Here is a 14764-nt window from a genome sequence, read left to right on the forward strand (position 1 = left end):
GGTTTCATGGAGTCGCCACAAAGTACCTTGATCATTACCTTGGTTGGTTCAGGTATATGGATGCTCCAGGAAACCTTAATGAAAACAAGCTATTTCGCATTCAACAACAGTTAATGGGAACATAGCCTTGTCAATATTTAGGAATGCAGATGACGTTTGGGTGAAATATGTGCGTTGAAAGCAATAGCAAAAATAAGCATGAACGGTCGGTGGTGATAGGCTTTGTAATAGGTGCTATTTTAGGTGCGGCAATTGGCTACAACTCTGGTGAAATAGGCACTAGCCTTGGCTTGGGAATTGCTGTTGGCGTAGCACTAGGGGCTGCAATAGCTTCATCTGATAAAGAAAGCAAATAAGCTTGAAAGCTAATGCTACTTTTTTAAACAGCAATAATGGGCTGTAAAGAGCTAACTACTCAATGAGTAAATGTAGATAATGTGAAAAGAATTACCGATATTTACTTAGTGCATTAATGGCTAGAGTTAATGGGTAAATCACAATAGTCATAAGTGTATATACGGTATTTAAGTCGCTAGGGTTTTGATAAAACCTTAGCAACCGCTTGTTGCCAGCCAAGGTATAATTTCGCAACCTGATCATTATCTAACGTTGGCTTAGCACGGCGTTCATTTTGCCAAAGTTGCTGAATATGATCGGTTGATTGGTAAACTTCAACGTGTAATCCCGCTAAATAAGCTGCACCCAAAGCAGAAGTTTCAACTGTAAGCGGACGCTCTATGGTTATCGCTAAAATATCCGCTAAAAATTGCATAAACCAATTATTGGCAGACATGCCACCATCAATGCGCATGGTGTGAATAGTAAAGCCATCTTGGGCAATGGCCAACATCAAATCTTTGGTTTGATAAGCCACTGATTGAATGCCTGCACAAACAATTTCATTAATGCCTGACGCTCGGGTTAAGCCAGTAATGGCACCGCGTGCGTCAGGATCCCAATAGGGAGCGCCAAGCCCAGTAAACGCCGGTACAAAATAGACACCATGATCGATAGCCACTTGTGGTAATAGTATTTCCGTGTCTTCGGCTTGGTCAAATAAACCAAGGTTATCTCGCAGCCATTGCACAACAGCCCCTGCGATAAAAATGCTACCTTCTACTGCGTAACTTGCTTTTCCGTCAAGTTGATAAGCGATAGTCGTTAATAACTGATTGCTTGAAGCCAAAGGACTTGGCCCAGTATTGACCATGACAAAACAACCGGTGCCATAGGTACCTTTTGCCATACCTGGACTGAAACATCCTTGGCCTATTAGTGCTGCTTGTTGGTCACCAGCAATACCCGCGATAACCATGGGATGGCCAAATAACCGACATACACCAAAATTATCAGCACTGTTTTTTACCTCAGGTAACATGCTGGCCGGTATCTCGAATAACGCGAGTAACTCCTGATCCCAACAGTGTTGATGAATATTATAAATTAACGTGCGGCTGGCGTTGGTTGCATCAGTAAAATGAGATTTCCCTTCGGTTAAATGCCAAAGTAAATAACTATCTACCGTACCAAAAGCCAGCTGTCCTTGCGCGGCTGCCGCTCTTGCGCCTTCTACATTGTCTAAAATCCAGCGAATTTTTGTCGCTGAAAAGTAAGGATCAATCAGTAAGCCGGTTTTCTCAGTGATCTGTTGTGCATGCCCTTGTTGATCAAGTTGTTGGCAATATTGGGCTGTGCGTCGGTCTTGCCAAACAATGGCATTGTATATTGGTTTACCTGTGGCTCTATCCCACACTAATGTGGTTTCCCGCTGATTACATATGCCTAATGCTGAAATTTCACTGGCATTGATTTTTGCCTCTAATAACACCTGCTTACAGCTTGCCAGTACTGTTTGTAAAATATCGTCAGGGTTATGTTCAACCCAGCCATTTTCAGGGTAATACTGTGGAAACTCCTGCATTACCGAATGCACTAGCTCGCCTTGTTGGTTGAAAATGATGGCGCGTGAGCTGGTTGTGCCTTGGTCAATTGATAAAATAAATCTGCTCATTGACGCTCCGAGTTTAATTGCCTTTAGCCGCCTTTAGCAGCTAAATATTCGGCTAACCTATGTTGTTGCTGCTGGTTAAATTTTAGTCCTAACTTACTGCGACGCCATAAAATATCGTCGGCGTACCTTGCCCATTCATGGTTAACAAGGTAATCGACTTCGATTTGGTACAAGCCATGACCAAAGTCTTCGCCCATTGCACTAAGCGCAGCAATATTTTCAAGTAGTACTAAGGTATTGGTGCCATAACTGCGAATGTAACGTGACAACACTTGTTTTGGGATAAATTGATAGCAAGCACTAAGCTGATTGAACAAATCCGCTCTATTGCTAAAGTCGCCACCTGATAATGGCGTACATTGGGTAGTACAAGGCTTCATCAACGGAAATCTTGGTGCTAGTGCATCAACAACGGTTTCAGCGAGTTTTCGGTAGGTAGTAATTTTACCGCCAAATGCTGAAATTAATGGCAGCCTGTTATGATGCCAATTTTGCTCTATGGTGTAGTCGCGACTGACGTTTTGAGCCTGCTCAGCTTCATCATCAAGCAGTGGTCTTACGCCAGCGAAGGTATGAATGATATCGTTGCGAGTTAATTGCCGTTTGAAATATTGATTACTTACGTTAATTAGGTAATCAACTTCCTGAACACTAATCGTCGCGTCACTTGGCGAGCCAGTATATTCAACATCTGTCGTGCCGATTAACGAAAACTCTTGTTCAAACGGTAAAACAAAGACAATACGGCGATCGGGGTTTTGTAAGATATAGGCATCGTCACTTTCGTGTACTTTAGGCACAACAATATGGCTGCCTTTAACTAAGCGAATTTGCCTTGGCGATTGGTAATTATCAATTAGATCAAACAGTGAAGAAACCCAAGGGCCAGCAGCATTAACCAAAGCATCACAGGTTACATAAAAATCTTCACCCGTTTGTGGGGTTAACGTAATTCGCCAATGGCCGTTACTTTGATCAACATGATTAGTTTGTTCGGCAGGAGTACTTTTTTCTTCAGGAGTACTTTTTTCTACAGGAGCACATTGCTCGACATGAGTACAGCGGCAGTAATTAAGAATATCTGCGCCATTTTGCTTTGCAGTTAACGCATTTAGAACCACCAGGCGTGCGTCATCAACCCAAGCATCTGCATAAATAAACCCTTGTGTAAATTTAGGCTTCAAAGGTGATTCACTATTAAAATTAATGGCTTGTGAATCAGGTAAGGCGCTGCGCTTAGCTAAATGGTCATATAAAAACAGCCCAAGTCTGATTAAACAGGCTGGGCGCAAATGGGGCTGATGAGGTAATACAAAACGTAATGGCTGAATAATATGAGGGGCATTTTTTAGTAACACTTCGCGTTCGGTTAACGCTTTTTTGACTAACGAAAATTGGAAATGTTCTAGGTAACGTAAGCCACCATGTATCAGCTTGCTAGATTTAGACGATGTGGCCGATGCCAGATCGTTTTGCTCACAAAGTAACACTCGTAAACCTCTACTTGCTGCATCTGCAGCAACCCCTGCGCCATTGACACCGCCACCTATGATAACCAGATCATAGTGCTGTGAATTGTCTGACTGCCAATTGACGGGGGGTGAATTGGTCAATGGGTTACTCATTTTGAGCCTATCAAAGGTATTGCAATGCTATTAGTATAAACAGCGCTAACCAAGTTGTTTCTATAACCATCAAAATAATGGGTTTTATTCCGACACAAGCGAGCTTGCTTAAATTCGATTTCATGCCGATAGCAGCAATGGCAATGATTAGTGCAAAACGGCTAATTTCTGTCGCGGTATCGGTTATTTCACTTGGTAGGTTTACTAAGGAGTTAATCGCCATAATGACGATAAAAGCCACTAAAAAAGGCGGAAATCCAATCGGTTTAGCGTCGGGGCTATGAACTTGAAATTTTCGCTTAATCACCAACAACATTATTAACACAACCGGCATTAAGAAGCTGACCCGTACCAATTTCACTAAGGTCGATAAATCGCCTGTTTGCTCGGATACCGAATAACCTGCACCAACCACTTGAGCAACATCATGAATAGTCCCACCGAGAAAAATGCTGGTTTGGTATTCAGTCAATCCTAGGTAGTTGGCAATAATTGGGTAGCAGACCATAGCAAGCGTTGACAGCGCAGTTACCCCAATAATGGTTAGCAAGGTATCGCGCTCTTTGTGTTCATTTTCTGGCATTATTGACGATATCGCCATGGCAGCCGAAGCGCCACAGATACCTACCGCGCCGCCAGTAAGTGCGCCAAAGCGCCGGCTAAGGCCTAAAGCTTTGCTTAAGGTTGTACCGAGAATGATTGTCGAGATGATTGCCGCAATAAGTAATAACGCGGTTGACCAACCTAGTGCAATAAGATCGTTAAAGGCAATACGAAAACCTAATAGTGCCACACCAATGCGAAGTATGGTGGCTGCGGTAAATTCTATGCCAGCTTTACACTTCGTTTCTTGATGCAAAAATGAAAATGCAATGCCAAGTAACAACGCAAACAGCATGGCAGGTGCGCCATAATGCTCTGAGAGAAACATGGCCGCTAAGCCGATAAGGGTTGCAGTTGCAACACCTGGCAGGTTTACTTTTAATTTGAGATATCCAGACGCCATAAAACTATTCAAGTTACGTATTCAAGTTAAGTATTTTTGATTAAGTCTCCTTGATTAATAGCGCTTTCTAATTGCGCTTTTTAATTGGGACAAGGCACTTTAATTCAAGGATTAATTCACTTTAACCTTTAGGCTACTTTATTACTATTTATCATTGGTTTTTAAATAACTCGATTTAAGCCAACTTGTATGAATTTATTCGCTGTTGCTAGTTAAACGACCGCGTTTGCTTTGTTCAAACATGTCTTCAAGCATCGACTAAAAGTCGCTAATAGTTATTATACCAACCTAAATAGACATTGTAATAAGAATGGTTATCATTTATATTTCGAGTCCTTCGTTTAATTGATACTCTCCCGTAGCTCGCTTACTAGGAAAAAGAATGACATTTAATTTATCAAAAGTTTGTTGTGCGATTATCGCTGGACAATTGATTATGACACCGGCATTTGCAGAAAATACCAACGCCGATACTTCCGCCAACGCAAGTGCTGATGAAGTTGAAACAATTGTTGTTACCGCTTCTCGTGTGGCTAGACCGTTAAGTCAAATCCCAAACACAATTACAGTCATTGATGAAACTGAGTTGCAGCAACAGTTGTCATTAAATCACGATTTATCAACGGTATTAGGTAATTTAGTACCAAGTTTTTCACCAAGTCGTCAAAAAATGACCAGCGCCGGGGAAAGCTTACGTGGTCGTAAGCCCTTGTACTTAATTGATGGTGTTCCTCAGTCAAACCCTTTGCGTAGTGGTGGTCGAGATGGCCATACAATTGACCCATTTTTAATTGAGCGTGTTGAAGTACTTCACGGTGCTAATGCGATTCATGGCTTAGGTGCTGCTGGCGGTATTATTAACTTAATTACTAAAAAGCCAGAGCAAGGTTTAATGCAAAAAGTTCGTGTTGACGGTGGTTTGCAAACTGAAGATATCGCAGAAAGCAGCGATTGGGGTATCAACTATAGTGTTGCTAATAACTGGCAAAATGCTGATGTCTTAGCTGCCTTAACTTATCGCAGTACAGGTATGGCTTATGATGCCAATGGCGATATTATCGGTGTTGATAACACGCAAGGCGATACCGTTGACTCAAAAACCTTTGATGGTTTTATTAAAGCGGGTTACAACTGGGAAAACCAGCGTTTAGAAGTAATGGCTAACCGTTACCAAATTGAAGGCAATAATAACTGGATCTCAGTGGTTGGTGATGTAGATGCCGGTATTCCAAGCTCTGCTATTAAAGGTCAAGTCAATGGTGATGCTGCGCAAAATGATGTGACAACTATTAGCCTAAATTACCAGCATCAGTCTTTCTTTGATCATCAACTAGCGGTTCAATTATTCCGTCAAGATTTTGAAGCAACTTACGGCGCAGAAGCTACGCCAATTAAAACTTTCCAAGACCCTGCTTACGGTGATGATTTGATCGATCAATCGCAAAATAATTCAGAAAAAAGCGGTATGAAAGTTACCTTAGTTAAGCGTAAGTTATTCGATATGCCACTTGATTTAGTTTACGGCCTAGACGTACTAAAAGATAAAACTTGGCAGGCGTTAATTCAAACCGGACGCGCTTGGGTGCCAACGACGGAATACCGTAACTACGCACCTTATGCACAATTAGAGTTTTCTAGCGATGCACCGTATACGGTAACGGCTGGTATTCGCCATGAAAAGTCGAAACTAAATGTTGATGATTTTACTACGTTAGCATCTTACGGCAGCCAGTTTGTTAACGGCGGTAGCCCAGAGTTTTCACAAACGCTATACAATTTAGGCGGTACCTATCAGTTGACTGAGCAATGGCGCGTATTTGCGAATTATTCTGAAGCATTCTCAATGCCAGATGTTGGTCGAGTACTGCGTGGTATTAATGTACCTGATCAAAATGTTGAAACTTTCCTTGATTTAACGCCTATTTTAACCGAAAACACTGAATTTGGCGTTGAATACGCAGGTATGGACTTACAAGCGCAACTCGCGTATTACACCTCTGACTCTGATTTTGGTCAGCGATTACAGCGTGGTGAAGATGGCATTTACACCGTCAAACGTGAAAAAACTGAAGTTGACGGCATCGAGTTCCGTATTAACTGGACGGCAACCAATACCGATTTACTAGGCGTAAGATTAGCGGTTGCTGATGGTCGTTATGATTCAGATCAAGATGGCCGGGTTGATACTGATTTAGGCGGCTCAAATATCGCGCCAGATCGAATTAACTTAAGCTGGGATCGCACATGGTCAGATAATTTGGTTACACGTTTACAAGTGAATCATTTACTCGATCGTGACCGTGAAAATGGTGAAGGTGAAGTGATTAATCAATTTGATGGCTATACCACAGTTGATTTAAGTGCGACCATGGAAGTAGCGCAAGGGGCGTTCACTTTAGGCGTTCAAAACCTAACTAATACTGATTACTTTACTTATTATTCGCAATCTAACCCTAATGATAAGCGTAACTTTAAAGGTATGGGTCGCAGTATTAATTTATCTTACCAAGTTAGTTTTTAATGAGCTGAACAGGGCTCCTAATTAATGGAGCCCTTAATTAATGTGAGTTTATGAAGCCTGCAGTTTTTCGTTTGAGATTTTGGCACCGTTGGTTAGGTTTAGCGGCGTTATTACCATTAATTTTAATGGCGATAACCGGCAGTATATTGGCGTATAAAAAGCCGCTTATCCAACTATTGGTGACGCAGCAGGCGGCACTGCCAAGCGACTATAGCTTGGCAACATTATCTGATGAGCTCAATCAAATAGCGTTATTGGCTAACCTGCAACAGGCAGCAAGAGTTAAAGCGCCAAACGCGCAAGAGCCTTATTGGACCTTGACTGATAAGCATCAACATCATCAGCTATATCGAATTGGCAGTTTAACCCCGTACCAAGATAATTTGATGGTACTCACTGGCTTTAGCTATTTACATCATTTACACACGAAATTGCTGCTAGATAAAGCTGGCCAAGTGATATTGCTTATTTCAGGTATATTTGCCTTGGTGTTAATTTTCACCGGTATTTGGTTGTGGTGGCCTGGGCGAAGAGGCTTTCGCTGGCGCTTTAGTAAACCTGGTGCGGTGCCACAAAAAACGGCACTACAACTGCACCGCCACTCAGGTATTGTTGCGGCGCCAATGCTTATCATTATTACCTTAACTGGTGCCATTATGTTATGGCAAAAGCTGGTCTCACCGTTATTATCGTCATTACCGAATAAGGTGATTAGTTCACAAACTCACATTCAACCGATTAATCAATTCAGTAACTTAGATACTGGCAACTCGAATGTCGGTAGTTCAGTCAAGCAGATTAATGCTGCTGATGCGCTAGCGTTAGCTCAACAACAACAGCTTGAAAATAGCTGGCCAACCTATATTCGTTTTCCACAGCACGAAGCGAACTTTTATCGTTTCCGTTTTCGCTTAACTGACGAGTGGCACCCGAATGGTCGCACTTCCGTTAATGTTGATGCGTTAACTGCCAGTATTACGTTATCGCCGCGCTCAGATCAGGTGCCGTGGCAATATCGATTAATTAACCAACTTTACCCCTTACATAGCGGCTATGGCATTAACGGAATTTACCAAGTGTTGATATGTATCGCAGGCATTTACTTATTTTGGTTATCTATCACTGGGTTACTAAGTTACATCAGGCAACTCAAACATCGTAAAAAATAGCGTTTATATATAGCACTAGTCTACAGCGCTAGCCGCAGTTGTCTCTCGCCATTACTGTCTTTTTGTTAAGACAATGTAAAACCTAAGTGCTTGATTGCATTTAAAACATTTAGTTTAAAAAATGTACTATAGTTTTACCTAACATCTTGTGAAACCAATTAGCAACATAGGTTATTTAAACTAAAGTTGAGTGGAATGATGAGCGAAAATGGATTTGAGCAATTACCGACCCCATCAATTTTGGTGGTAGATGATGACCCTGCAAGTTTATTGATCCTAGCGTCAGTACTTGATGGCCTTGGAGATATACATTGTGCGGCAAGTGGTCAAGAAGCGCTAAATATCGTGCAAACTGTACACCCATGTGTCGCGGTGTTAGATATTGAAATGGCGGAAATGGATGGTATCACCCTTTGCGAAAAGTTAAAAAGTGAACCCGAAACCGCCGATATTTCAGTAATATTTGTTACTTCTCATACTCAAGTAGAAGTAGAGCATCAGGCGTTAGCTAAAGGCGGCATTGACTTTTTATCTAAGCCAATCGATGGCAGCATTTGTCGCCAGCGGGTGAATAACCATATTCAATTACAACAAACACAAACTGCATTAAAAATAGCCCAGCAACAGGCTCATAAAGAAAAAGAGTGGTTTAAGGTTACACTTAATTCAATAGGTGATGCTGTGGTGGCTATAGACTGTGACGGTAGAATTACTCATTTAAACCCAATAGCTGAGCATATGACCGGCTGGAGCAATAAAGAAGCAAAGTTACGACCGATTGAAAATATCATGGAAATTCGTGATGCAGAAACCAAACATCAAATTATCAACCCAGTTCGTTTAGCGTTAGAGCAAAACCGAAATGTTGCTTTGGCACTTAATTGCCAATTAGTCAGTCGGGCAGGTACAACTTATCGCATTGAAGACTAGGCAGCACCAATTAAATACAATGGCAAAACCATTGGAGCGGTGATGGCATTTCATGATGTGAGCGAAGCAATTGCCCTGGGTGTGAAAATGAACCATATGGCTAATCATGATCAGCTTACCGATTTACCTAATCGTATTTTGCTTCACGACCGCATCTCTCAAGCCATTAAAATTGCCAAAGAAACTCAAACTATTACTGGCTTGTTATTAATTGATATAGATCGCTTTATGTTATTGAACGATGCCGTTGGCCATTATGCTGGCGACAAAGTTATTCAGCTTATGGCGGATCGATTAAGACGCTTTGAAGGGGCAAGCAGTACTTTAGCTAGAATAGGTGGTGATGAATTTGTGCTATTGGTGCCAAACTTAAATAATTATCGTGAGATTAATAGCATTGCTGCAGGTATTGTCGAAGCATTTCGAGCGCCGTTTGAGCTAGACGGTAAGCACTATAAATTAACCGTTAGTATCGGAGTTAGTTTGTATCCGATTGATGCTGATAGCGAAGAAGAAATGATGCGCCATGCTGACGTTGCGGTTTATCGTGCCAAGGAGCAAGGACGGGATCAACATTCATTTTTCTCTAATGAACTTGAAGCCAAGTTATTGCAGCACCACCGTACTGAAATTATTTTACGCCATGCAATTGAGCACGATACGCTTGAAGTGCATTTCCAGCCACAAATTGACTTACAAACCCAGCAGATTATTGCGGCTGAAGCATTAGTGCGACTGCGACATAATAATAAATATATTTCCCCTATTGAGTTTATTCCGATTGCTGAAGATATTGGTTTAATTAATAAACTTGGTCAGCAAGTGTTACGTAAAAGCTGTGATATGGCTTATCACTGGTTACAAGCGGGCTATCCGTTGAAAGTAGCGGTAAACATTGCGGCTAAACAATTTGCTAACCCTAATTTTTATCAAGAAGTATTAGCAACACTTAACCAAACTCAACTGCCGCACCAGTATTTAGAATTAGAGCTGACTGAGTCGGCCTTGATGAATGATTTTGACGAAACCCGCACGCTGCTCAATCAATTTAAAGCGGCTAATATTTCGATTTCAATTGACGATTTTGGTACTGGCTATTCTAGCCTTTCATATCTTAAATTTTTCGATGTCCATATTTTGAAAATTGATCAGTCGTTTGTCTTTGATATGTTAGACGACGAACAAAGCTTGAGTATCGTCAAAGCAATTATCAGCCTAGCCAGCGCGTTAGGATTAACGATTATTGCAGAGGGTATAGAAACAAAGGCGCATTGTACTAAACTATTAGAACTAGGCTGTGATATTGGTCAAGGGTATTACTTTAGTAAACCTGTGCCGAGCACTGATTTTGAGCGGCTTTTAACTAAAAACGAAAAGGTAAAATATGACCATTAAGCAGTTTGTCACGTTAAAAAAGTTTTTTGTGCCGGTCTTAATTTTTCTGTTTATATGTTTAGTGGTATGGATTGTAAAAGTACAAGATACCAGCCAAATAAATGCCACCAATACTGAAGTATTAGATAACTTGGAAGATGCCAGCCGTGAGCAGGCAAGTCTGTTTAATGAGTTTTTACGCCGCCAATCTCGTCATTTAAATTTTTTAAAAGACACCCCGCCCATTCAAGGAATAAATCGAACGCGAGCCAATGACGGTGTTGACCCGCTAGATGGTACGTATTTAGCCCAATGGGAAAATAGATTAGCGGCAATCTTTACTTCATTAGCCGGAAATTATGCTGACATTATGCAGTTACGATTAATTGATGCGAATTCAGGTAAAGAACTAGTTAGAGTGGATTTACTGGGCAATAGTATTAAACGAATACCAGCGGCAAAGTTGCAAAATAAATTTGAACACGATTACGTGCAGCAGACAATAAAACTGTCGGAAGGCACTATTTATACCTCAGAACTAAACCTTAACCGAGAAAATGGTGCGATAGAGTATCCGTTAAAACCGACCATTCGCTTTGCAACGCCAATTTATGATCAGAATAACCAATTACAGACCTTGTTGGTCATTAATGTCACGCCCCGTCAGCTGATAGATACACTTCAAAGTATTAGTAATTCCCATGACGCTCAGTTTTTGCTGTTAGATCAGGACGGCCATATAATTGAGCACCCGAATGCAAATTTACAGTTTACTAAGGACTTATCACCTGAAACTACGTTAACTAGCGTTTATCAAAACTTACCTTGGCACTGGCAAAACTTATCACTACTTAAACAACAAGATGAAGCTAGTTATTTATCTTATTCGCAAACACTAAAGTTTGCCCCCGCCGCGATTGGCGGTGCCTCCCAATTTCAATTAATTAATATGTTCCCAAGAGATGATTTTGACGCATTATTATTTGATAAACGTCTATCTTCACTCGGCTATTTAGCTGTTTTTATTTTAGGCGTTGCAGTAGTTAGCACCTTCTTATTTTCTTATACTCGAAGTTTGGCGCAACTTAGACGAACTCGCACAGAATTTGAAGCCATTATTCAAGGGGCGTCTGATGGTATTATCGCGGTTAATAATCAGCTTGAGCTTGAAACGTTTAACCTAGCTGCTATTGAGCTATTTCCTGCCCTTGGCAGTATTAGTGGCAAAGAATCGCTTGCCAATACCGAGATTTTTCCCGCCGAAATAGTAGAAAAAGTTAAAAAGTATAAAGACTTAAAAAATATCGACTTTACCATTAAAGCGCCTGCGAGTGGCCGTGATATCCGCATTAAAACATCGCCAATATTAGACGAAAATTACCAGAAAATAGGTAATGCCTTGTTTATGTAAGATATTTATGAACAAATACAGCATGAGCAAGAAATACAGGCGATGAATGAGTCACTTGAGCAACAAGTGAAAGACCGCACCAAAGAATTAGAGATAGAGCGGGAGCGCGCAATAAAGCACTCCAATATTAAAAGTCAGTTTGTTTCAACTATTAGCCATGAAATGCGCACCCCCCTCAATGGCTTATTAGGCTCTTTAAGTTTGATGGCGAAACATCAACATATTGAACCTGTGCAGTCATTGTTAGCAATGATGAATACCAGTGCGAGTGCATTGGCCCAACTAATTAATGATGTGCTTGATTTATCCATAATTGAAGCGGGTAAATTAGAGCTGGATATTCATCAAGTGAATATTAGTTCAGTAATTGAAAATACGGTGATTTCATTATCACCACAAGCCTTAGAGAGAGATGTTGATATTGAAGTAGATGTCACTGGCATTAAGCATGTAACCATAGCGGTGGATGATGGTCGCTTTGTTCAGATCTTAAATAACCTAATAGGGAATGCCTTAAAATTTACGCCTAAAGGTAGTGTTAGTGTGGTTGCCAGCACGAGTGAATTACTTGATAAAGTTAGGGTAAACGTTGCTATTAATGATACTGGTATTGGCATAGATAAAGAAATGCAACCTAAATTATTTCGCTCGTTTGTTCAGGCAGATAACACGATTGCAGCGCAATTTGGCGGCACAGGTTTAGGGTTGGCGATTAGCCAGCAGTTATGTCATTTAATGGCTGGTGATATTTCGGTGAACTCAGTTAAAGGCCAAGGCAGTACCTTTAGTTTTTATGTAGATACGCCGTTAGCACAAGCAACATCGCGTGTAGCGCCAAAAATATTAGCGGGAAAATCATTTAAGTTATTAATAGAAAAGCCATACCTACTTACTAAGTGGCAAAACATGATCCAAATGTTTGGTGGCGCCATTGATGAGCAAACTAATAGCAATTTGCACGATGTAGATTATTTGATTGTTGACACTCATTATCCTGAATATGAAGCGATTAAATCAAACGCTGAATTGCTGCCTAGAACTATTTTGCTGACTCGCCACTCTGAGGCATATCCTGAAATGAGAAATGCTTTTGCGCTGTTAAGTCGACCAACAGCTATGATTAGCTTTGGACAGCTGTTCACTGCTGATACTCAGCGCTTAGCGGCATATAAAGGCTCTTTAACTAAGTTCGAAGATGAAATGTTAGATTTTCCGATACTTGCTGGTAAAACCTTTTTAGTGGTAGATGATAACAATATAAATGTTGAAATTTTGTGCCATTTCCTTGAACAAGTACAGGCCAACAGTATTGTCGCTGACTCTGGGATAACAGCGATAGAACGTTTAATTGAAGCGTCAGCCACAAACACTGTTATCGACGCAATTTTGATGGATTGCCAAATGCCAATTATGGATGGTTATCAGGCGACTCAACGTATTCGTGCAGGCGATGCTGGTCAGCAATATTGCGCCACGCCAATTATCGCCGTTACTGCCAATGCCATGTCTGATGAACGCGAAAAATGCGTTAACGTTGGGATGGATGAATATTTAACTAAACCAATAGACTCATCAAAGTTATACCCGTTGTTAACACGGTTTATCGAGTATGCGCCCCAGCAGGCGGCTAATCAGCAAGTTTCGCAAGTAGACAATACTGTTGTGAGAAATGAAGCACAACAAAGTGAAACCCTGGAAGCTCCAGCTCAGGAAGCTTCAGGTCGAAAAATTACAGATCAACCAAATACAGAGCAGAAAAATACAGAGCAGCAAACATTAAGCTTAAATAGCGCAGCAGCTATTAAGCGATTAACTGGCAATGTAGCGCTTTATAAAAAGCTGTTAATTATGTTAGAAGCACAAGCACCAGCAATGGTTGATGACATAACACAGGCGCTAAGTGATGAAAAAACAGAGGCATTAAAACTTGCAAGTCATACGCTTAAAGGTACCGCAGGTAATATCGGTGCCGATAAGTTACACCTTTTATGCGCTGGTTTAGAGAAGTTGGCAGCCAAAAATGAGATACAAGCGGCTACTGCCTTAATGCCCGCAATTAATAGTGAACTTGCTCAAGTGATCGGGCTAATCAGCGAGCAACAACTAGCGGTGTAAATTATTGAAATTTAGGAATAGCTTAAGCGAACAATTAAAGCTGAAGTTAGCTTTAATTAAGCATATGATAATTAGGTCAATTAATAGGTTATTGAAATTACATGAAAATAATTATTTTAGTGGTTACTTTGTTTTGTCATTTTTCCTTATTCGCCGATGAGGAGTTAAGTGCACCTCAGCAGCTTGAAGCGGCGCTAGCGAACAATAAAGGCAATGTTGTTTACCTCGACTTTTGGGCGTCATGGTGCATTCCTTGTCGACAATCATTTCCTTGGATGAGCGAGGTGCAAGCTAAATATCAGCAGCAAGGATTTAAAGTGATTACGGTTAATTTAGATGCGGACAAAGCCAATGCAGATGAATTTCTCGCGCAACTTTCAAGTGATTTAACGGTGATTTATGACGCCAAAGGCTTAATTGCTCGAGCATATAAACTAAAAGGTATGCCCAGTAGTATTGTTTTTGATCGACAAGGGCAAATAGTGGCTCGGCATACGGGGTTTAATCAGGAAAAAAAGGTGAAATATCAGCAGCATATTGAGCAGTTATTAACGGTTAATTAAAGAAGTTATTGAAATTAATCAATAAGATAGATTGCTAGC

General features: G+C 40.9%; 11 protein-coding genes and 1 pseudogene. 9 read left to right on the forward strand and 3 right to left on the reverse strand.

The window, feature by feature from the left end; all coding sequences use genetic code 11:
• Nucleotides 1–125 (forward strand): annotated as a pseudogene (locus ACOB82_RS09850) (IS1595 family transposase); the annotation flags it as partial.
• Between the two features lie 42 nt (nt 126–167).
• Nucleotides 168–356, forward strand: coding sequence for a hypothetical protein (locus tag ACOB82_RS09855; RefSeq protein ID WP_448212816.1), 189 nt, complete (start codon nt 168–170; stop codon nt 354–356).
• Nucleotides 357–532: 176 nt separating this feature from the next.
• Here the strand turns inward: ACOB82_RS09855 and glpK are convergent, their stop codons facing one another.
• From glpK to ACOB82_RS09870, 3 genes are read right to left on the reverse strand one after another with little or no spacing between them, the layout of a single operon-like run.
• A complete protein-coding gene (glpK, locus tag ACOB82_RS09860; protein WP_448212817.1) occupies nt 533–2011 on the reverse strand; it encodes a glycerol kinase GlpK in 1479 nt (492 codons plus the stop codon).
• 23 nt (nt 2012–2034) lie between these two features.
• Nucleotides 2035–3636: a glycerol-3-phosphate dehydrogenase gene (gene glpD / locus ACOB82_RS09865; RefSeq protein WP_448212818.1), complete on the reverse strand. Its 1602-nt coding sequence runs from the start codon at nt 3634–3636 to the stop codon at nt 2035–2037.
• A 10-nt stretch (nt 3637–3646) separates the two neighbouring features.
• Entirely contained in the window at nt 3647–4642 is a 996-nt protein-coding gene (locus ACOB82_RS09870) for a YeiH family protein (protein WP_448212819.1), read from the reverse strand.
• A 382-nt stretch (nt 4643–5024) separates the two neighbouring features.
• On the opposite strand from ACOB82_RS09870, the gene ACOB82_RS09875 reads away from it, so the two are divergent.
• The 7 genes from ACOB82_RS09875 to ACOB82_RS09905 all read left to right on the forward strand — a co-directional run bounded on the left by ACOB82_RS09875 (nt 5025) and on the right by ACOB82_RS09905 (nt 14725).
• On the forward strand, nt 5025–7163 hold the full coding sequence (locus ACOB82_RS09875) for a TonB-dependent receptor (protein ID WP_448212820.1): 2139 nt from the start codon (nt 5025–5027) through the stop codon (nt 7161–7163).
• 50 nt (nt 7164–7213) lie between these two features.
• Complete coding sequence (locus ACOB82_RS09880; protein WP_448212821.1) at nt 7214–8332, forward strand: PepSY-associated TM helix domain-containing protein; 1119 nt, start codon at nt 7214–7216, stop codon at nt 8330–8332.
• Nucleotides 8333–8527: 195 nt separating this feature from the next.
• Nucleotides 8528–9262: a response regulator gene (locus tag ACOB82_RS09885; RefSeq protein ID WP_448212822.1), complete on the forward strand. Its 735-nt coding sequence runs from the start codon at nt 8528–8530 to the stop codon at nt 9260–9262.
• 42 nt (nt 9263–9304) lie between these two features.
• Nucleotides 9305–10657, forward strand: a complete 1353-nt coding sequence (locus ACOB82_RS09890; protein WP_448212823.1) for a putative bifunctional diguanylate cyclase/phosphodiesterase — start codon at nt 9305–9307, stop codon at nt 10655–10657.
• Entirely contained in the window at nt 10647–12047 is a 1401-nt protein-coding gene (locus tag ACOB82_RS09895; RefSeq protein WP_448212824.1) for a hypothetical protein, read from the forward strand. Before ACOB82_RS09890 ends, ACOB82_RS09895 begins: the two co-directional genes overlap by 11 nt.
• 42 nt (nt 12048–12089) lie before the next feature.
• The gene (locus tag ACOB82_RS09900) at nt 12090–14162 is read left to right on the forward strand and encodes an ATP-binding protein (RefSeq protein WP_448212825.1); all 2073 of its coding nucleotides are present in this window, start codon (nt 12090–12092) and stop codon (nt 14160–14162) included.
• A gap of 101 nt (nt 14163–14263) precedes the next feature.
• Complete coding sequence (locus tag ACOB82_RS09905; RefSeq protein ID WP_448212826.1) at nt 14264–14725, forward strand: TlpA disulfide reductase family protein; 462 nt, start codon at nt 14264–14266, stop codon at nt 14723–14725.
• The last annotated feature ends 39 nt before the right edge of the window (nt 14726–14764 follow it).

It is taken from the genome of Colwellia sp. MEBiC06753 (assembly GCF_053470325.1).

Excerpts from the sequence above, each read along its gene's own strand:
- ACOB82_RS09855 (WP_448212816.1), top strand. The coding sequence starts at position 168 with ATGTGCGTTGAAAGCAATAGCAAAAATAAGCATGAACGGTCGGTGGTG.
- glpK (WP_448212817.1), bottom strand. The coding sequence starts at position 2,011 with ATGAGCAGATTTATTTTATCAATTGACCAAGGCACAACCAGCTCACGC.
- glpD (WP_448212818.1), bottom strand. The coding sequence starts at position 3,636 with ATGAGTAACCCATTGACCAATTCACCCCCCGTCAATTGGCAGTCAGAC.
- ACOB82_RS09870 (WP_448212819.1), bottom strand. The coding sequence starts at position 4,642 with ATGGCGTCTGGATATCTCAAATTAAAAGTAAACCTGCCAGGTGTTGCA.
- ACOB82_RS09875 (WP_448212820.1), top strand. The coding sequence starts at position 5,025 with ATGACATTTAATTTATCAAAAGTTTGTTGTGCGATTATCGCTGGACAA.
- ACOB82_RS09880 (WP_448212821.1), top strand. The coding sequence starts at position 7,214 with ATGAAGCCTGCAGTTTTTCGTTTGAGATTTTGGCACCGTTGGTTAGGT.
- ACOB82_RS09885 (WP_448212822.1), top strand. The coding sequence starts at position 8,528 with ATGATGAGCGAAAATGGATTTGAGCAATTACCGACCCCATCAATTTTG.
- ACOB82_RS09890 (WP_448212823.1), top strand. The coding sequence starts at position 9,305 with ATGGCATTTCATGATGTGAGCGAAGCAATTGCCCTGGGTGTGAAAATG.
- ACOB82_RS09895 (WP_448212824.1), top strand. The coding sequence starts at position 10,647 with ATGACCATTAAGCAGTTTGTCACGTTAAAAAAGTTTTTTGTGCCGGTC.
- ACOB82_RS09900 (WP_448212825.1), top strand. The coding sequence starts at position 12,090 with ATGAATGAGTCACTTGAGCAACAAGTGAAAGACCGCACCAAAGAATTA.
- ACOB82_RS09905 (WP_448212826.1), top strand. The coding sequence starts at position 14,264 with ATGAAAATAATTATTTTAGTGGTTACTTTGTTTTGTCATTTTTCCTTA.